Here is a 17,608-nt window from a genome sequence, read left to right as displayed (position 1 = left end):
CCCGGGCAGGACGAGTGGGGGAAGGGGACGCGTTCCAAGTCTCCAGGACGGCGCCGGGGTTCCGGAAACTCTCCTGGACGCCTTCGCACCCCCGCATCGTCAACCCCGGGCCTCACGACGATGGCGCTGGAGCACGTTGATCGAAAAGCGGGCGACGGTGGAGTATTGGGCCCTCGCACACGTCACTTCCGTGCTCGTCGTCCCCGCGATTCGTCCCTGGAGGTTCTGTGCCTTTCGGCTACCTCATCACCGTGTCGGCCGTCGCCATCGGCGCGCTGTGCGCGCTGGCGCCGGTGCGGCGGCCGCAACCGCTTCAGAGGTTGAGTTACTACTTCGGGCTCGTCGCCAATGAGGTGCCGTTCGCGGCCTTCTTCTACATGCTGTTCCTGCCGACGCTGCTGGCGTTCGCCGAGGGCGACATCCATTCGGCGGGCGGTTGGGCGATCGTCGGCATCGCCGCCGCGACCACGCTCGGGCTCGTGGTCATCGCCCGCCGCGGAATCGGGGACCGGGCGCGGATCGACCGCGCCATGGACGAGGGCCTCGGCGCCGGATGGCGCGCCACCCTGGACGCCGACCTCGCCACCGGGCTGCGTCGGCGGCCTCCGCTGGCCCGCGTCCTTTTCCTGCCCGTCCTCCGGCGCCGTTCGGACGTCCGCCGCGTGCCCAACCTCGCCTATGGTGACGCAGGCCGCCGGAACCTGCTGGACGTCTACCACCAGCGCTCATGCCCACAAGGCGCGCCCGTCCTGATCCACATGCACGGAGGCACCTACTCGGGAGGCCACAAGAACAGCCAGTCGCTGCCGCTGCTTTGCCGCCTGGCGAGCCGGGGCTGGGTGTGCGTCAGCGCCAACTACCGGCTCCAGCCCCAATCCCGGCACCCCGACCACCTGATCGACCTCAAGAAGGTGATCGCCTGGGCACGGGAACACGCTCACGACTACGGCGCCGATCCGGCGACGCTGTTCGTCGCGGGCAGCTCGGCCGGCGGGCACATGGCGGCCCTGGCCGCGCTCACCCCGAACGACCCCGCCTACCAACCGGGCTTCGAGGAAGCCGACACCACCGTGACCGGCGCCGTCTACCTGAACGGCTGGTACGGCGACTACTTCGGACAAGGACCCGAGTCCTCGCCGCTGGGCCACCTCAACGCGGACGCCCCGCCGTTCCTGGTGGCCCACGGCGACCTCGACCCACTGGTGCCCGTGGCCGAGGCCCGGGACTTCGCCGACCGGCTCCGCCGCGCCTCGGCCAACCCCGTCGTCTATGCCGAGCTGCGCGGCGGCAACCATGCCTTCGACCTCTACCACTCGTTCCGTTTCGAGGCGGTCGTCGACGCGATCGAAGCCTTCACCGCGTGGGTGAGATCCAAGGACGGGACGCCCCGGCCCGCGGCCGAAGCCCGTCCGCGCGGCGAGTTCTGAGCAGAAGTCAGTCGTACATGCGCATGGTGCGCCAGTTCCTGAAGTCCGTGAGGCACTGTTCGGCCAGGTCGGTGAGGTTGCGGGGGCAGGACCACAGGGCGAGCGCCTCGGGGGACGGCTCCTCGGGGCCGAAGAGGGCGGTGACGGCGGCGAGACGCTCGCGGTGGGGGGTGGCCGACCACGGGTGGGGCGTGTCGCCGTGGGGGCAGGGCGCTTCGCCCGCCGCGAGGTCGACGGTGGCGATGGCGGCCTCCATCGCGGGCAGGTAGGGGGCGACGAGCCCCTCGTGCCAGACCGAGACGCAGAGGCCGAGGGACAACAGGACGCCGAGACGGTCCCGCGGGGTGTCCGCCACGTCGGAGACGATCCGGCGCGCGGCCCACAGCCCGGAGGCGGCCGACGCCTCGTGGTTCCGCCGCCTTTCGTACACGGTGTCGGCGAGGAGGCGGACGTCGACGCGTCCGTCCGGGCCGACGTAGCGCTCGTCGAGGCCGTCGGTGACACCCTCGCCGCTCATCGTCCGCAGGCCCTCGGCCAGCGTTTCGACGGCCTCGGCGGCGAGCGCGGCGACCGCCTTCGGGCAGGTCCACGCCTCCAGGGGAAGGTCGTGCTCGTCCGGGTCGTAGAGGCCGCGGCCCTCCTCCGTGAGGAGCCGGGTTCCGACGGTCACGGCCGACTCCGGGTCCCAGTCCGCGCTCTCGGCGTGCGGGTGGCCGCCGTCGCAGGCGTCCGGGTCGAGCGTCGCCAGCGCCGCGCGCAGTGCCGCCGCCATGTCCTCGAGCAGCGCGGACGCGCCGATCCGGCCCGAGGCCGCGTACCAGGACGTCGCGTTCAGGATGACGACGAGACCGTCACGTCCGGGACCGCCCGGGTTCGCGGCGAGCCGGTCGGCGCACTCCTGGAGCGTCGTCCGGGGGTTGTCCGTGGGGTAGTCGGTGACGATCCCGCACAGCGAATCGGCCAGGTCGGAGGCCTCGGCCTCGGTCGGTTCCGCAACACTCATGCCGGGAATCTACCGAGATCTGCGATCTTGCGGTCCGGGCGTCCCGAACCCCGGGGGCGTCACCCGGGCGCCTCGGTCCGTTCATGCCGTTGTCGACGTCCTGACCTGGGGCGACGCCGGGTTCGCTGCCATGATCGTTCCCGTTTTCGACGTGGAGCGATCAGTGGGAGGTTCGGTGACCACGCTGGACAGGCGGCGGTTCATGCAGTTGATGGGCGCGGGTACGGCCGCGGCGGGACTGACGGCGTTCCCTCCCGCGGTGACCAAGGCGCTGGCGATGCCCGCGCTCGGCCGCACCGGGACCATCAAGGACGTCGAGCACGTGGTCATCCTCATGCAGGAGAACCGCAGCTTCGACCATTACTTCGGCACGATGCGCGGCGTGCGCGGGTTCGGCGACCCGCGGCCGCATCTGCTGCCGAACGGCGACCCGGTCTGGCGGCAGCCCGCCGCCAAGGTCCACACGGGCGACTACCACTCGCGCGGCCTGGCCGACAGCGCCGTCCAGGTCCTGCCCTGGTACGTGGACCCGCAGGAGCACACCGAGGCGATCCCCGGCACCAACCACGGCTGGAGCAGCGGCCACCTCGCCTGGAACGAGGGCCGCCACGACGCGTGGGTGAACCAGAAGCAGGACGTCCTGACGATGGGGTACGTCCGGCGGGAGGACATCCAGTACCACTGGGCCCTGGCCGAGGCGTTCACCGTGTGCGACGCCTACTTCTGCTCGGTCCACGCGGACACCGCGCCCAACCGTGTCTACCTGTGGACGGGCACGATCGACGCGCAGAACCGCCTCGGAGCCAAGCCGAACGGCCCGGGTCTGTGGGAGCGCAACGGCACCAACGGCTACACCTGGACGACCTACCCCGAGCGCCTCGAGAAGGCCGGGGTCAGCTGGAAGCTGTACCAGGGCGGCACCGGCATCCCCGGCGACGCCACGGACAACTTCACCGACAACTCGCTGGAGTTCTTCCGCAGGTATCAGCGGCAGGAGGGCGCGTCCGGTCCGCTGCCGGACAAGGGCGCGTCGACCCACACGCTCGTGGAGTTCGCCGAGGACGTCAAGAACGGCCGGCTCCCGCAGGTCACGTGGATCGTCCCGCCGTCGATGTACTCCGAGCACCCGTCGTCGACGTCCACGAACGGCGCCTACTACCTGAACAAGGTGCTGGAGGCCCTCACCGCCAACCCCGAGGTGTGGGGACGGACGGTCTTCCTCGTCAACTACGACGAGAACGACGGCCTGTTCGACCACGTCGTCCCGCCGATGCCGCCGTCCGCGAGCGCGCCGAACGCCGGTGGCGTGCTGTCCCGGTCGCTCACCGCGCGCCTGGACGACGAGTTCATCGATCTCGACAAGTACCCGGACGAGATGAGCCCGCTCGTTCCGGGCACCGACCCGGGCGGCAAGCAGCCGATCGGCCTCGGGCCGCGCGTGCCGATGCTGGTGGTCTCGCCCTGGTCGCGCGGCGGCTGGGTGTGCTCGGAGACCTTCGACCACACCTCGGTGCTGCGCTTCCTGGAGAAGCGGTTCGGCATCGAGGAGCCCAACATCAGCCCGTGGCGGCGGTCCGTCTGCGGCGACCTGACCTCGGCGTTCGACTTCTCCCGGGGCGTCGACCCGCGCCCGGTGGCCTTCCCCGTCCCGGCGCCGCCCGCGTCCAAGGGCAAGCCGTACGAGGTGTCCACGCCGCAGACCATGCCGGAGCAGGAGCGGGGCGTCCGCCCGGCGCGTCCGCTGCCCTACGACCTGCTGGTCAACGAGGTGTCGGGCCGGGACGGCCGGTTCGCGTTGGAGTTCGACAACCGGGGTAAGGCGGGCGCCGCGTTCTACGTGTACGACCGCCTCGCCCCCGCGTCCGCGCCCCGCCGCTACGCGGTGGCGGCGAACGACACGGTCTCCGACCACTGGACGGTCGACAAGGCCTACCACCTGGCCTACTACGGCCCGAACGGCTCGCTCTGCGAGTTCGCCGGGGACTCCGCGACCGGTCTGGTCGCCGAGTTCTCCCACGACAAGCAGGCCCGCGTGATGGTCAGGGTCCGCAACACCGGCCGCACCCCCGTCGAGGTGACCGCCACCAACGCCTACGGCCGCACCCGCGAAACCCAGAAGCACACACTGCACCCGCACGCCACGCACGTGTTCCACTGGAAGGTCTCGGACACCCAGGGCTGGTACGACGTCGGCCTCACGTCCGGAGCCTTCCTCCGCCGCTACGCGGGCCACCTCGAGAACGGCCGCCCGACCACCAGCGACCCCGGCCCGTCCCGCCCCTGACCGGCCCTTCCGGGTGCGGGACCCCACGGGTTCCCGCACCCGGCTCAGATCAGGACGGCCGCGTGTGGTGCCGGGCGCGGAACTCGGTGAGCAACTCGTCGGTGACCGTCGCCCCGGCCGCGACCGCCGCGTGCACCTCACGGAAGTAGTCCTCGTAGCCTGCGGGCGTGTAGAGGCAGAGGGCGCGGACCGGCTCGGTCCCGGCGTTCCGGAACCCGTGCGCGGTTCCGCGGAGCGCGGCGAGCAGATGCCCGGGGCCGACGCTCGTCTCGCCGTCCCCGTTGTGCAGCGTGAGTTCGCCGTCCAGGACGTAGAAGTACTCGTCGTGCCGCTCGTGGACGTGCGGACGCGCCCCGACGATGCCCGGCTCGAGCCGGAACTCCTCGAAGGCGAACCGTCCGCCCGTCTGCCCGCCGGTCAGCCGGAACAGGTGCGCGACCCCGGCCACGTCGATCAGTTCACCCTCGCCGGGCGCGCTCAGCAGCGCCCGCTCACTCGTGTCGGCCATGGACCGGATCATGCTCGCGCGCCCGGCCCGGAGTCCACCCGCGGCGGTGATCGCGCGTTGACCGGACGTTGATCACCGTGACCTTGACTCGCTCCGCCATGTGACGGCGCGCGGTCCCGCGCGCCGCGGGATCGGTGGTCCCGCCGGGCGGCATCGCCCCCCGGCGGACGAGAGGAACGGGTCGGATGAGAAGGACTTCGGTACGGCTCCTGTCACGGGGGGCCGGGGCGGGCGTCGCCGCCTACGCCGTGGGGCTGGCGCTCGCCTGGGCGGGCGGGACGGCCGCGCGGGCGCTGCCCGGGACGCTGAGCGCGCCGGTGCGGGAGCTGCCGTCGGGCCTGGCCGGGGCGGTGGCGGCGCTGGCCGGGGCCATGGGCGTCCCGCTGCACTGGCGGACGGAGGCGATCGGGTTCAGCGGGACGGTCCGCCCGCTCGCGCTGCTGTCGTCCCACGGCTTCGCGCCGCTGGTCGTGGGCCTGCTGCCCATGACGGTCGCGGCGGTCGCCGCGGGAATGTCCGCGCGCCGTGCGGACGGACGGCGGCAGGCGCTGATCACGCTGGCGTGGGCCGCGCTGTTCTTCGGCGCGCTGTGCGCGGGCGCGGCGGCCGTCGTCGAGCCGTCGGGACTGTTCGCGGTACGTCCGGAGGTCGGCGCGTCCTTCCTGCTCGGGTTCGGGTGGACGGCCGTCGCGGGTGTCCTGGCGCTCGCGGTCGGACGGCCGCTGCGTTCCCCGGCCACGCGCGTGACCCAGGCCATGCGGCGGCGGTTCGGCGGGCGGCGCGGGCTCGCGCTGGGCGCGGCCGGGGTCGTCGGCGTCCTGGTCGCTTCGGCGGGCGTGGCGGACGCCGCGCCGACACCGCCTCCGGCGCCGGGCAAGCCCGGCAAGGGGACGTTCGAGCGGGCCGGCGTTCCGGGTGCGCTCGACCGGCTGCGGGCGGAGAGCGGGAAGTCGTTCGGCGTCGTCAAGGACGGGAAGCGCGGCACGCCGTCGATGCTCGCCGTGAACAGCCCGGCCACCGGCGGCGACGTGCCGAAGTGGATGCGCGCGAACGCGGGAGTCTTCGGCGTCGCCGACCCGGCGGCGCAGCTGAAGCCGGTCCGCACCGACGACACCGAGAACGGCCGTTTCCAGCATTTCCAGCAGGTCATCGGCGGCGTCCCGGTCCGTGACGCGCTGGTCAACGTCGCACTGAGCAAGGACAAGAGCAAGGTCGTCGCGGTCGGCAACGGGATGCGCCCGGACGTCGCCGCCCCGCCGACGACCCCGACCGTCACGGCGGACAAGGCGACGGCGACCGCGATCGCGCAGCTGCGCGGCGCGAAGGCCTCCGGACGTCCCGAACTCCAGATCTACACCCTGGCCCCGGTCGCGGGTCGGACCTCGATGCCGGGCACCCTGGTGTGGTCCGTGCGCGTCCTCGAAAGCACCGGCGCCTGGGACTACCTGATCGACGCCCGGCGTCCCGGCACCGTCGTGACGCGCGAGAAGCAGAGCTCGGACGCGCTGAACCGGGAGGTCCTGGAAGAGGAACTGGACGACGAGGACCACTCCACGTTCTTCCAGACGCGGCGTGAGGAGGGGGAGGCCCCGACCGGGGACAAGCAGCTGGACGACATGTACGACTTCACCGGCCACACCTACGACTTCTACGAGGACCACTTCCACCGGGACGGCTACGACGACCACGGCGCGAAGATGACGACCCGCCTGGCGAAGTACAGCATGAAGAAGCCCAACGCCTTCTGGAACGGGCTGACGGTCACCTTCGCGAACGGCATGGTGAAGGACGACATCACGGTCCACGAGTGGACCCACGCCGTCACCCAGTACACGTCCAAGCTGAAGTACCAGAACCAGTCGGGGGCGCTCAACGAGTCGTTCTCCGACATCATGGCGATCGCCGAACGGCACCTGACCGGCGGCGACACGGACGACTGGACCATCGGCGCGAACACGGCCATCGGCACCGACCCCCTGCGCGACGTGCGGAACCCCACCAGGTGGGGGAGCGCGGGGAAGGCGTCGCAGTACGGATCGACCTGCATGGACAACGGCGGCGTCCACTACAACAGCGGCATTCCCAACCACGCCTACTACTACGCGGTGCAGAACCTGGGCGAGGGAACGGCCTCGATGATGTTCTACCGGGCGTTCACCCAGCTCCTCGGGCCCGACTCGCAGATCAAGGACGCCATGGCGGCGACCGTTCAGGTGACCCGGAGCACGTACGGGGACCTGTACGCCCAGAAGATGCAGGACGCGTGGACGAAGGTGGACATCACCCCGGACTGGGAGCCCCCGGCGGACCCGGACTGCACCAAGGCCGGCTGCTTCATCCACATGGCGATGCTGATGGACCCCAAGTACAAGGACGACATCGACGACCTGAAGATCGAGATGACCTGGCTGCGGGACAACATCCTCGAGCCGTCGGCGCGGTACGCGCGGGTCGAGGACGCCTTCTACGCGGTGTCGCCCGCGATGTCCTCCCTCACCCAGGCCGATCCCGCGCTGGCCGCGAAGACGGCCGAGCTCGGCAACCTGGTGCGGACGCTGACGCTCTTCTACCGGACGGGCTGGGGCGCCGTGCAGGTGCCCGCGGACTTCTCCGACCGGCTCAACTCGGTGGCCCAGGACTACCAGACCGCCGCGATCGCCGCCGACCAGCCCGGCGTCGCCGGCCGGCTGAAGAGCGAGGTGGGCGCGCTCGACCTGACCCCGATGAACGGCAAGACGATCAACGACGCCATCGCCTACCTGAAGTCGGCGCTGCCGCCACAATGATCGGTTGTTGATCCGCGGGCCGCAGCATGCGGTCCGTGACATCAACTAGACATCTGGCGGTCGCGGCCGTCCTGACGGCGGGGCTCACCGTGAGCCCCGCCGTCGCGGCGGACGCCTCGCCCTCTGCCAAGAGCGCGCCGAAGCCGACCGCGAGCGCGCCGAGCCGCTACGACGCGCTGCCGAAGGCCCAGCCCAAGGCCAAGCGCTTCACCACGCCGAAGACCGGCGGCATCAAGATCGGCAAGGTCAGCAGGCTCGCCACGATCACGCGGGCGACGGCGACGGCGGCGGCCGGCGACCCGCTGCCGGGCCCGATCGCCGACGGCACCAACGAAGGCGTCCAGGTCAAGCTGGGCCTGGCCGCGGGCGGGTTCCTCGGCGGGGCCGGAAACCTCCCCCTGACCGTCCGCCCGGACGACGCCAACGCGCAGACCTGGATCGAGCGTTCGGACGGACGCGGCCACGTGTCCTTCGAGGCGGACTACACGCCCGGCACCTACCTCGGCCACAGCGGCGACGCCGCGGGCGGGATCTCCGGACGCGGGCCGATCTGGTTCGTCCAGAACTCGTGGGGCGGCCTGGAGTTCGCCGCCGAGCCGGGCACCTGCCTCGTCGCCGTCGACGACGCCATGACGGGCGACCGCCTCCTGAGGGCGCGTGCGTGCGCGCAGGGCCCCGACCAGGTCTTCAGCCCCATCGCGGCGGCTCCCGACCCCGGGCCGCTTCCGGTGGTCACGCAGACCCCGGCGGGCGCGGTGCAGCTGTTCACCCAGGGCATCTACCCGTCCTACACCGGCAAGAAGATCGCGATCGCCGACGTCGGCACCGCGTCCGCGTACGGGCTCGGCGGCGGCGGAAACGGCCAGGACGGCAGCGACGCCACCGGCTGGTACCTGCCGCTCAACAGCGGGAACGGGACGGCGTTCAAGCCCGTGAACCGGTTCGCCACGCAGTGGTTCGTCCACCGCGAGGGCGGGCTGTCGGTGTCGCTGGAGTCGGTCGTCCGGCCCGGTTACTACCTCGGCAAGGGCCAGGACGGCCCGACGGTCACCAAGACCAAGACGCTGTGGACGTTCGACGGCCCCGACAACGGCAGCCACATACTAAACGGCGACGTCTGCCTCACCCAGAAGACCGGCGCGGAGTTCGGCCGGCTCGTCCTCCAGGGCGGCTGCGACTACCACGAGAAGGGCGTCAACACCGGGTCGCGCGCCTACAAGGTGCTCGACGCCACGACCGGGAGCCCCGTGGACGTCCCGGTGCCGCCGCCCGTCCCGCGTGTCGAGATGACCGTGACGCGGGGTGGCAACGCGGGGCAGAAGGTCGCCTCCACGCCCGTCCCGGGCAAGGACCACGCCAACGGCGGCGACACCGTCAGCGCCACGACGGCGTCCGGCACCGCGACCCGCTGGCTGGTGCGGACGGCCACCGCCCCGAACGGACGCCACGGCTACAGCTTCGAGGCCGAGGCGAACCCGGGTCGCTTCCTCGAGCAGGACCTCGGCCTCATCACCTCCGACACCAGCCCGCACCACGACGTCGCGATCATGACCGGCTCCGGTGAGAACGTGTGGGCGCCGCGCGACAACGCCACCACCGACGCGCAGCTCGTCGACCTCACCTCGCTGACGACGATGTCGTACCTGCGGATCGACCCGCCGACGGACGAGCGGCCGCCCAAGTACTTCGACCGCACCCACCCGGGATGCATGACGTACAAGAACGGCGCGTTCTGGGTGACGAACCAGTTCGGCGGGCAGACCCTGTGCGACGAGGGCGGCGACGCGTCCTTCAACGTCACCTACACCTCCAACGGCGCGCCGATCCCGGCGACCGACCGGGCCCAGCCCGCCGTGTCCGCGACGCGGCTCGTTCGGGGCGACACCGCCGACGGTGGCTCCCCGCTCTGCCTGGACGTGAAGTCCGGCGGGACCACGAACGGCACGGTCGTCCAGCAGTACACCTGCAACGCGAGCCCGCCGCAGTCCTGGACCCTCCCGGCGAAGGACTACGGCTCGTACGCCGCCATGTTCAACGACCTGATGGTCCAGAAGCGCATGCCGCTGGACGACTCCGACCGCGCCGCCCAGTTCGCCAAGTGGGAGATCTTCGCCCCGGCGGCGCCCGTCCGCGCCCTGGGCAAGTGCCTGGACGTCAGCGACAGCGGCACCGCGGACGGCACCAAGGTCCAGCTCTGGGAGTGCAACAACTCGCCGGCGCAGCTCTGGCACGTCGAACGCCCGGTCGACTCGAACCTCACGCAGTTCCCGGGGGTGAAGCTGGTGAACCCCCGCTCGCACAAGTGCCTCCAGATCCAGGGCTATGAGCTCACCAACGAGCTCCCCGCCCAGATCCAGTCGTGCAACGCCCTCGTGTCCCAGAACTGGGTCGGCACCGACCGCTGACCGCCGGGGGCCGCTCCGCCCAGGTGCGGCCCCCGTCACCCGCAGGACACTGGTCCCGCCGTCCTCGTGGAACCGCGCCCGCGTTCAGCGCGGGATCAGCTCGCGACGGACTGGCGGGACCGTTCGGTCAGCACCTGGTGGATCCGCTCGGCCGTCGCGCGGGGCCGGAACGCGTAGCCGTTGTGCCCGCCGGGGAGCATCTCGCAGGTGGTGCCCAGCTCCTCGGCGAGGAGCCGCGCGCACTTGTGCGGCCAGATGTGACGCGAACTCTCACCGGCGGCGGGCACGACACGGGCGGGGGAGCCCTTGAGCTCGGCCAGGTCCAGGACGTGAGCCCGGATGGCCGGGGTGTCGTAGGTGAGAAGGAACTCGGCGTTCCGCAGCATGTCCGGCCCCCAAGCGGCCGGCTCGACGTCGGGCTCACGGTCCGTCGGGTCGATGTCGAGGAACGTCGCGGACCTGCGCAGTCCGGCCATGACGCCTTCCGCCTGGAACACCTCCTCGGCTCCGAGGAAGTCCTGGATGGCGGCGACGCGTTCGGGCTCGGGCAGCAGCCGGGTGACCGGCGCCTCGTGCGCGATGACCACGCCGACCTGCTCGGGGTGCCGGACGGCGAGCTCCAGCGAGATCAGTCCGCCGAGGCTGCTGCCGAAGACGTGGGCGGGTTCCGAGGTGTGAGCGGAGAGCAGGTGGGAGAGGTCGTCGGCATGCGTGGCCGGCGTCACCTCGGGCTCGTCGGTGGTGCTTCCCGACAGGCCGCGCCGGTCGTAGGTGAGGACGGTGTACCGGTCCTCGAGGTGGGAGGCGAGGGCCTCGTTCATCGACGCGTCCCCAGGGCCGCCCGCAATGAGCACGAGCAGGGGGCCCGAGCCGCGCACGAAATGACGCAGCCGCGCGCCGGGCACGTCCAGCATGGATTCCTTCATCGGTGTGATCTCCGCTCGTTCGATGAGGCCTTCGATGGCCACACCGCGACTATGCCGCCGGTGGTGGCGGCGCGGGAGCGGCACGGTTTCCCTAGGATCGGCGGTCCCAGGAGGCGCCGCCGCCGCTGCCGCTGTGCGTGACGTGCGGTGGTATCACTTCCGATATGGGGATGAACCGCGCCGACCTCGCCGACTTCCTGCGCCGCTCCCGGGGACGGCTGGCTCCACGGGACGTCGGGCTGGTCGAGGGGCCGAGGCGGCGCACACCGGGACTGCGGCGCGAGGAGGTCGCGGCGCTCGCCGGGATGTCGACCGACTACTACATGCGGCTCGAGCAGGCCAGGAGCCCGCAGCCGTCCGTCCAGATGCTGGCCGCGCTGACACGCGCGCTGCGGCTGACCATCGACGAGCGGGACCACCTGTACCTGCTCGCCGGGCACCGTCCGCCGGAGGGGGCGCGTGCTGGGGAGTACCTGCGGCCGAGCATGCTGTACCTGCTCGACCAGCTGGAGGGCGTCCCGGCCCAGGTCCTGAGCGATCTGGGCGACGTGCTCGCGCAGAGCGACATGGCGAAGGCCCTGTTCGGGTGCGTGTGCGCGGTGGCCCCGGAGGACCGCAACATCGCGCTGCGCTGGTTCACCGAGCCGGACGTCCGGGAGCACTTCGCGGCCGAGGAGCACGAGGAGCACGCCCGGCAGCTGGTCGCGGACCTGCGGGCCGCGGTGACCCGCCGCGGGGGCGACATGGCGTCCCGCGCGCTGGTCGAGCGGCTCCGCGCGGCCAGCGCCGAGTTCGCGGCGCTGTGGGACCGGCACGAGGTCGCGGTGCGCAGGTCGCATCCGTACCGCCTCATGCATCCGGAGCTCGGCCTGATCGAGTTCGACTGCGAGGTGCTGGCGACGCCCGCGGCGGACCAGCGGCTGCGGGTCTTCACCCCGCCGCCCGGCGGGACCGAGGCCCTGGACATGCTGCGCGTCCTCGGCCCGCAGCACCGCTGCCAACCCACCGGCACGACAAGCACGCCCTCTTAAGAGACAGCGTTCCACCTGAGGTCGAAGGCGGTCGGGTCATGGCCTTCCCAGATCCGGCGAGAGGCCGCTTCCGGGTAGGGCAGGGTCTTCGACTCGACGTCCAGGACGCGGGTCAGCCGTTGCTCGGGCCCGTGGGCGGGCCAGCCGGGGTCGCCGGACGTGGCGAAGCCGACCCAGGCCCGCCGAAGCTCCTGGGACACCGCCGCGACCTCTGGCGCAGCCCGGTCGCCGAAGAGTTGGCGTCCGGCCGGGCTGTCCAGGGTGCCGAACGCCAGGGGGACGTCAAGGCTGTGGCATGCGCCCAGAACCCCACCGGACGCCGTGGCCGCCAGCTGCAGTTCGAAGAGGAACGACGTGCCTCCGGCCGCTCGGTTCGCCTCGGCCAGCTTGAGTGAGGGCATCCTGAAGAGGGCGTCGGAGTACACCAGTTCGAGCAGTTCCTCATGAGTGGCCCGGGGGTGGGCGGCTCGGTAGGCGGCCGGGCCGTCGGGCGGCGGGGCGAACAGGTCCAAGGCCGTGTGAGCGTCGTCCTCGGTGAAGGTGCCCAACCGTCCCATCATGACGCTGAACAGGCGGAACTCGTCACGGGTGTGCCCGGTGAGGAGCTCGATGCCGTCCGCGCGGCCCTCGGCCAACGCGTTCCAGGGAGTTGCGGCGAACACCGCGCCGTCGAGGACGGGGCACACGGCGACACCGGTCCGCGCGAGCCGCCCCCAGTTCTCGTGACCGCCGGGAAGGTCGGCGCCGAGGGCGGTGAGCTCGGCGGCCAGGCGCGAGGGATCGACGGCGGACAGGGCTTCGGCGTCCGGCGCCGCACCGACCCGGCTCGCGAGCGCGGCCGCGACCTCTTCCGCCAGCGCGCGCGTGCACAGCGTTCCCGGCACCGAGTGCGCGATGGCCCTGCGGAACAACCCGCGTGCCTGCTTCATCGTCAGCAGGGCCGCGATCGACCCCGCCCCCGCGGACTGTCCCGCCACCGTGACCCGGCCAGGGTCTCCGCCGAAGGCGGCGATGTTCCGCTGTACCCATTCCAAGGCCGCGATCTGGTCGAGGAACCCGCGGTTGGCGGGCGCGCCCTGAAGGAGCACGAAACCCTCGGCGGCGACCCGGTAGTTGATGCTCACCACGACCAGACCCGCAGTGGTCAGGGCCGCGGGGTCGTACATCGGATCGTTGGAGGCCCCCGCGATGTAGGCGCCACCGTGGATCCAGACCAGCACGGGAAGCCCGGACGTCCCCAGGGCCGGGGTGCTGACGTTGAGCGTGAGCCAGTCGTCCCCGGCCGAGGTCTCGGCGGTCGGTCCCGCCTGCGGGACCACGGGGCCGAACTCGGTCGCCCGCCTCGTCCCGTCCCACTCCTTGACCGGGGCGGGCGCCTGGAACCGCAATGGCCCGACCGGCGGCTGAGCGTAGGGAATGCCGCGGAAGGCCGCATGCCCTCCCCGCCAGAACCCTTCGACGAGACCCTCCGCGGTCCGTGCTCTCGGTGGTCTGGACATGCCATGCCCTCCTTCGCGAACGGACTACCAGCTTTTACCGGTCAGCTGTAATATGTCAACTGTATGAAAACAGGGGAGGCCGACGATGCCCAAGCAGGTGGACCACCGCGAACGCCGCGAGACGATCGCCCGAGCGCTGTGGCGCGTGGTGGAACAGCGCGGGATCGCGCACGCGAGCGTCCGCGAGGTGGCCCAGGAGGCGGGCATCTCCCACGGCGCGGTGCAGCATTACTTCGCCACCCGGGAAGAGATGCTGGCCTTCGCCATGGACCTCGCGTCCGAGCGGACGTCACGACGCGTCGCCGAAGGCGTCAGCGAACTCGGCGACCCGCCGCACCCCCGTGACGTGCTCCGCGTGATGCTCACGGAGATGCTCCCGCTCCATCCAGACGCGCGGGTGACGAGCCGGATGAGCGCCGCCTACGTCCTGGAGGCCCTGCACGACGCGACCATCCACGCGCGCGTCCGCGACGGGCTGGCCCACGGCCGCGACCTCGTCGAGGGGATCGTCCGCCAGGCGATCGACGACGGGCACATCGGCCCCGACCGCGACCCCGCGACCGAGACCAACCTGCTCCTGACGCTCACCGGCCTGACCCCGCTCATCGAACTGGGCGTGATCGAACCCCAGGACGCCCTGACCGCCGTCGACCAGCACCTTGACCGCCTGTTCACCGGCCCCCCTGGGCCCGAGGGGGGTGGTGCGCATCGCTCCTCCGTCACTTCACCAGGGCCGCGCGGAGGAACTCGATGACCTCCGTCTGGGCGGCCTCGGCCTGCGGTTCCAGTCCCGGCAGCGTCAGGAACGCGTGCCGCGCTCCCGGATACTCGGTGAGCCGCACGGACGTCCCGGCCGTCCGCAGCCGCTCGGCGTAGCGGCGGCCGTGATCGGCGAGCGCGTCCATGGTCGGGACCACGACGAGCGCGGGGGCGAGGTCGCTCAGGTCGTCCGCGTGCAGCGGCGAGAACGCGCGGCCGTCCGTCCCCGCCGGGACGGCGAGCCGCCGCAAGAGCCGCAGCAGCGGCAGCGCGCGGGAAGGGCTGTACGCGTACTCGGTCACCGAGGGGTGGTCGTACATCGTCTCGGACACGTCGGCCGCGGGGTTGACCAGCACCTGCGCCGCGAGCCGCAGCCCGGCGTCCCGGGCCCGCAGGGCCGTCAGGGCGCTGATCAGCCCGCCGAAGCTCTCGCCGAAGACCGCCACGCGCGCCGGGTCGACGCCCCACTGCCCGGCGTGCTCCACGACGTGCCGGAGCACGTCCCAGCCGTCGTCGGCGGCGTTCGCGATCGGGCTGCCGGGCGCGGCGAGACGGTGCTCGACCGAGACGACGACCGCGGGCAGCCCGGCGGCCAGGCGGCTGCTCGTCCAGTCGCACTGCGCAGCAGTGCCCACGAAACCACCCCCGTGGACGTGGACGACGAGCGGCAGAACGGCCCGGGCGTCGTCGTCGCCCGTCGAAACCGGCCGGTACACCCGGACGGGGAGGTCGCGGCCCGGCAGCGCGACGTCCTGCCACTCGATCGAGGCCCCGGGGTCCGGCACTCCGATGAACTCCCATGCCGCGCTGGACGCCCGCCAGGCGTTCTCCGCGGCCCGGTAGGCGAGCAGTTCCTCCGTCGTGATCGTCGAGAAGTCCGGTTCCGGCGGCCGCTTCACCGCAGTGGTCTCGCTCATGTCCATCTCCTTCCGCCTCTCGGCCGGGCCCTCGCCCAGCGGGCGACTTCATTATGCACGCAGTGCGTGCAACGGCAAGTGCATAGGTTAGGCTGAACCCGGACGAGAGGGGCGACATGGCAGGCCGAAGGCGTTGGACGACCGAGGAGATCCTGGACACGGCGGCGGAGATGCTGCGCACGAGCGACACCGAGTCGTTCAGCGTGCGCAAGCTCGCCGCCGCCCTCGGGACCGACTCCTCCAGCCTCTACCGGCACTTCCGCAACAAGACCGAGCTGCTGCGCGCGGTCGCCGACCGGATCCTCGCGTCCGCGATGGACGGCTACCGCCCCGAGGGCGACTGGAAGCAGCGCATCACCGCCACCGCGCTGCGCCTGCGCGAGGCCTTCGGCCAGCACCCCGAGCTCGCCGCGGTCTGGGGACGCTACGGATCCGGCGGCACCGGCTCCCGGCTGGTCATGGAGGAGATGCTCCAGGCCCTGTGGACGTCAGGCCTGCCCGACGAGGAGATCCCGCCCCGCTACCACCGGGTCGTGATCCTGCTCGCCGCGCTCATCGCCTCCGAGGGCGGCTTCGGTACCCTGACCCCCGGCGAGTACGAACAGGGCATGGAGCAGTTCCGCGTCGCGGTCCTCGGCGCCGACCCCGACCGCTTCCCCGCCCTGTCCCACTTCGCCCGAGAGATCCGCCCCCTCGGAGCCGACCGCCGCGCCGCCTTCGACGAGATCCTCGCCGCCCACCTCGCCCAGATCGAAACCGCCATCCCGTAACCCACCCACCCGCCGCGCCGTTGTCGAACGCTTCAACGACGAAAGCGCGGGGCAGCCTCGGCCTCGTCGCCCGGCCCACGGAAGACCAGGTCTGAACCCGCCAGGTGGACCAGCGCCACGCCCCTCGCCTCCGGACCGGGCTCGATCTGGTCCGGGTCCATCAAGCGGGCGACGTCTGCGGGCGGGCGTCCCTGCGGGGTTACGTGTTGAGTACCTGGTCGAAGTAGCCGGGCCCGGTGTGGGGGACAACGTCGGGCGCGTGGGTGTAGCGGTGGGTCTGGGTCTGCCAGGCGTGGTAGCCGCTCATCCATGCGGTCATGACGTCGACGAATGCGCGCACGTCGGTCACTTCGTCGCTGGTCAGTCCCAGCTGTGCGCACAGGCCGGGCACCTGCCGGGCGAGCTCCTGGAACCGCTCGACGCGCCGGCGGACTTCCTCGCAGGCTCCGGTGATGGCTTCGTCACGGTCACAGTGGCGACTGTGCTCGATGACCAGGACCAGGTTGTCCATGTCGCCGCGTGCCTCCTCCTTCTCCAAGGAGTAGACGTCGTTGCACATGAAAGTGACGTCGATGGCGGCCTGGCGCATGATCCGTAGCTGCGGGCTGTGGAACGCGGCCGCGGGGACGGTGATGCCGGCGGCTCGTTCTCCGAGAGACAGGGGCAGGCCGGTGCCTGAGATGCCGCGCCGGATCTGGAGGTAGGTCTGCATGTCCGCCGGTGTCCCACGGAGCCGGCCTATGGCTTCGTGGGCCTGGGTGGCGAAGTAGTACTCCCACTCGTGCGCTGTCCGTGCGACCCAGCCGGGACGTGCGCCGTCGGTGCTGCGCGCCCAGATGTCGGCGAACGCCACCGCGCACGGGTCCGCACCGGCCCGCGGCCTGGCACCGTGAACGATGTCGATCAGCTGCCGGCACGCCCGGGCGGCCCCGGCGGGGTCCTGGCCGAGCCGGCCATCGAACTGGTCGTCGAATACGAAGAAGAACGCCATCGCGTCCGTGCACAGGTCCAGAGCCGTCCCCCTGGCGTAGGGGAAGCCGTGCGCTGCCAGGCGTGGCATGTCCCAGGAGAGGTACCACTCCAGCGAACGGCCCTTCGTGACCAGGCCCAGCTGCTGCACCCACTCCAGATTGCCGAGCCGCGCGCCTTCGAGGTCGGGGCTGAGAGCGAGGGGGAACGGGAGATCGAAGGCTATGTCCTGTGGCACGGATCCTCCATGAGAGCCGGGCACGATCTGGTCTACGCAGGCCGGCTGAGGAAGGGCGGCTGCCACCGACCACCGGTGGCCGTGCC

The 17,608-nt window shown here is 71.7% G+C and carries 13 protein-coding genes; 7 read left to right on the top strand and 6 right to left on the bottom strand.

The genetic code is table 11. The features are described from left to right. The first annotated feature begins 227 nt into the window (after positions 1-227). Positions 228-1,427, top strand: coding sequence for an alpha/beta hydrolase (locus EBO15_RS09870; protein WP_122194023.1), 1,200 nt, complete (start codon positions 228-230; stop codon positions 1,425-1,427). Between the two features lie 7 nt (positions 1,428-1,434). Here EBO15_RS09870 and EBO15_RS09865 read toward each other — a convergent pair whose 3' ends face one another. Further along, positions 1,435-2,430, bottom strand: a complete 996-nt coding sequence (locus tag EBO15_RS09865) for a hypothetical protein (RefSeq protein WP_122194022.1) — start codon at positions 2,428-2,430, stop codon at positions 1,435-1,437. Positions 2,431-2,605: 175 nt separating this feature from the next. Here EBO15_RS09865 and EBO15_RS09860 point away from each other — a divergent pair, with 175 nt between their 5' ends. Next, positions 2,606-4,714 (top strand): phosphocholine-specific phospholipase C, encoded by a 2,109-nt coding sequence (locus EBO15_RS09860; RefSeq protein WP_233616084.1) that lies wholly within the window; start codon positions 2,606-2,608, stop codon positions 4,712-4,714. 49 nt (positions 4,715-4,763) lie between these two features. On the opposite strand, the gene EBO15_RS09855 is transcribed toward EBO15_RS09860, so the two are convergent. Continuing rightward, complete coding sequence (locus EBO15_RS09855) at positions 4,764-5,222, bottom strand: cupin domain-containing protein (protein WP_158628172.1); 459 nt, start codon at positions 5,220-5,222, stop codon at positions 4,764-4,766. 185 nt (positions 5,223-5,407) lie between these two features. Here EBO15_RS09855 and EBO15_RS09850 point away from each other — a divergent pair, with 185 nt between their 5' ends. Together EBO15_RS09850 and EBO15_RS09845 are read left to right on the top strand one after the other, a co-directional pair. Further along, positions 5,408-8,008, top strand: coding sequence for a M4 family metallopeptidase (locus tag EBO15_RS09850; RefSeq protein ID WP_122194020.1), 2,601 nt, complete (start codon positions 5,408-5,410; stop codon positions 8,006-8,008). Between the two features lie 35 nt (positions 8,009-8,043). Next, entirely contained in the window at positions 8,044-10,413 is a 2,370-nt protein-coding gene (locus tag EBO15_RS09845; protein WP_199744436.1) for an RICIN domain-containing protein, read from the top strand. Positions 10,414-10,508: 95 nt separating this feature from the next. Here the strand turns inward: EBO15_RS09845 and EBO15_RS09840 are convergent, their stop codons facing one another. Beyond that, positions 10,509-11,381: an alpha/beta fold hydrolase gene (locus tag EBO15_RS09840; RefSeq protein ID WP_199744435.1), complete on the bottom strand. Its 873-nt coding sequence runs from the start codon at positions 11,379-11,381 to the stop codon at positions 10,509-10,511. A gap of 122 nt (positions 11,382-11,503) precedes the next feature. Here EBO15_RS09840 and EBO15_RS09835 point away from each other — a divergent pair, with 122 nt between their 5' ends. Then, positions 11,504-12,370, top strand: a complete 867-nt coding sequence (locus EBO15_RS09835; RefSeq protein ID WP_122194018.1) for a helix-turn-helix transcriptional regulator — start codon at positions 11,504-11,506, stop codon at positions 12,368-12,370. Here EBO15_RS09835 and EBO15_RS09830 read toward each other — a convergent pair. Next, positions 12,367-13,869: a carboxylesterase/lipase family protein gene (locus EBO15_RS09830; RefSeq protein WP_122194017.1), complete on the bottom strand. Its 1,503-nt coding sequence runs from the start codon at positions 13,867-13,869 to the stop codon at positions 12,367-12,369. The genes EBO15_RS09835 and EBO15_RS09830 overlap by 4 nt on opposite strands. A gap of 85 nt (positions 13,870-13,954) precedes the next feature. Here EBO15_RS09830 and EBO15_RS09825 point away from each other — a divergent pair, with 85 nt between their 5' ends. Next, positions 13,955-14,623, top strand: a complete 669-nt coding sequence (locus EBO15_RS09825) for a TetR/AcrR family transcriptional regulator (protein WP_122194016.1) — start codon at positions 13,955-13,957, stop codon at positions 14,621-14,623. Here the strand turns inward: EBO15_RS09825 and EBO15_RS09820 are convergent. Continuing rightward, positions 14,589-15,545, bottom strand: a complete 957-nt coding sequence (locus tag EBO15_RS09820; protein ID WP_122194058.1) for an alpha/beta hydrolase — start codon at positions 15,543-15,545, stop codon at positions 14,589-14,591. The genes EBO15_RS09825 and EBO15_RS09820 overlap by 35 nt on opposite strands. 116 nt (positions 15,546-15,661) lie before the next feature. Between EBO15_RS09820 and EBO15_RS09815 the strand changes: the two genes are divergently transcribed. Then, the gene (locus EBO15_RS09815; RefSeq protein ID WP_122194015.1) at positions 15,662-16,315 is read left to right on the top strand and encodes a TetR/AcrR family transcriptional regulator; all 654 of its coding nucleotides are present in this window, start codon (positions 15,662-15,664) and stop codon (positions 16,313-16,315) included. Positions 16,316-16,514: 199 nt separating this feature from the next. On the opposite strand, the gene EBO15_RS09810 is transcribed toward EBO15_RS09815, so the two are convergent. Then, a complete protein-coding gene (locus EBO15_RS09810; RefSeq protein WP_122194014.1) occupies positions 16,515-17,522 on the bottom strand; it encodes a terpene synthase family protein in 1,008 nt (335 codons plus the stop codon). Positions 17,523-17,608: the final 86 nt, after the last annotated feature.

Origin of the sequence: Actinomadura harenae (assembly GCF_003696215.1) — a bacterium.
GTDB lineage: Bacteria > Actinomycetota > Actinomycetes > Streptosporangiales > Streptosporangiaceae > Spirillospora > Spirillospora harenae.
The sequence above is the reverse complement of the archived record's forward strand: the minus strand, read 5'-3'. Positions and strand labels throughout refer to the sequence as shown.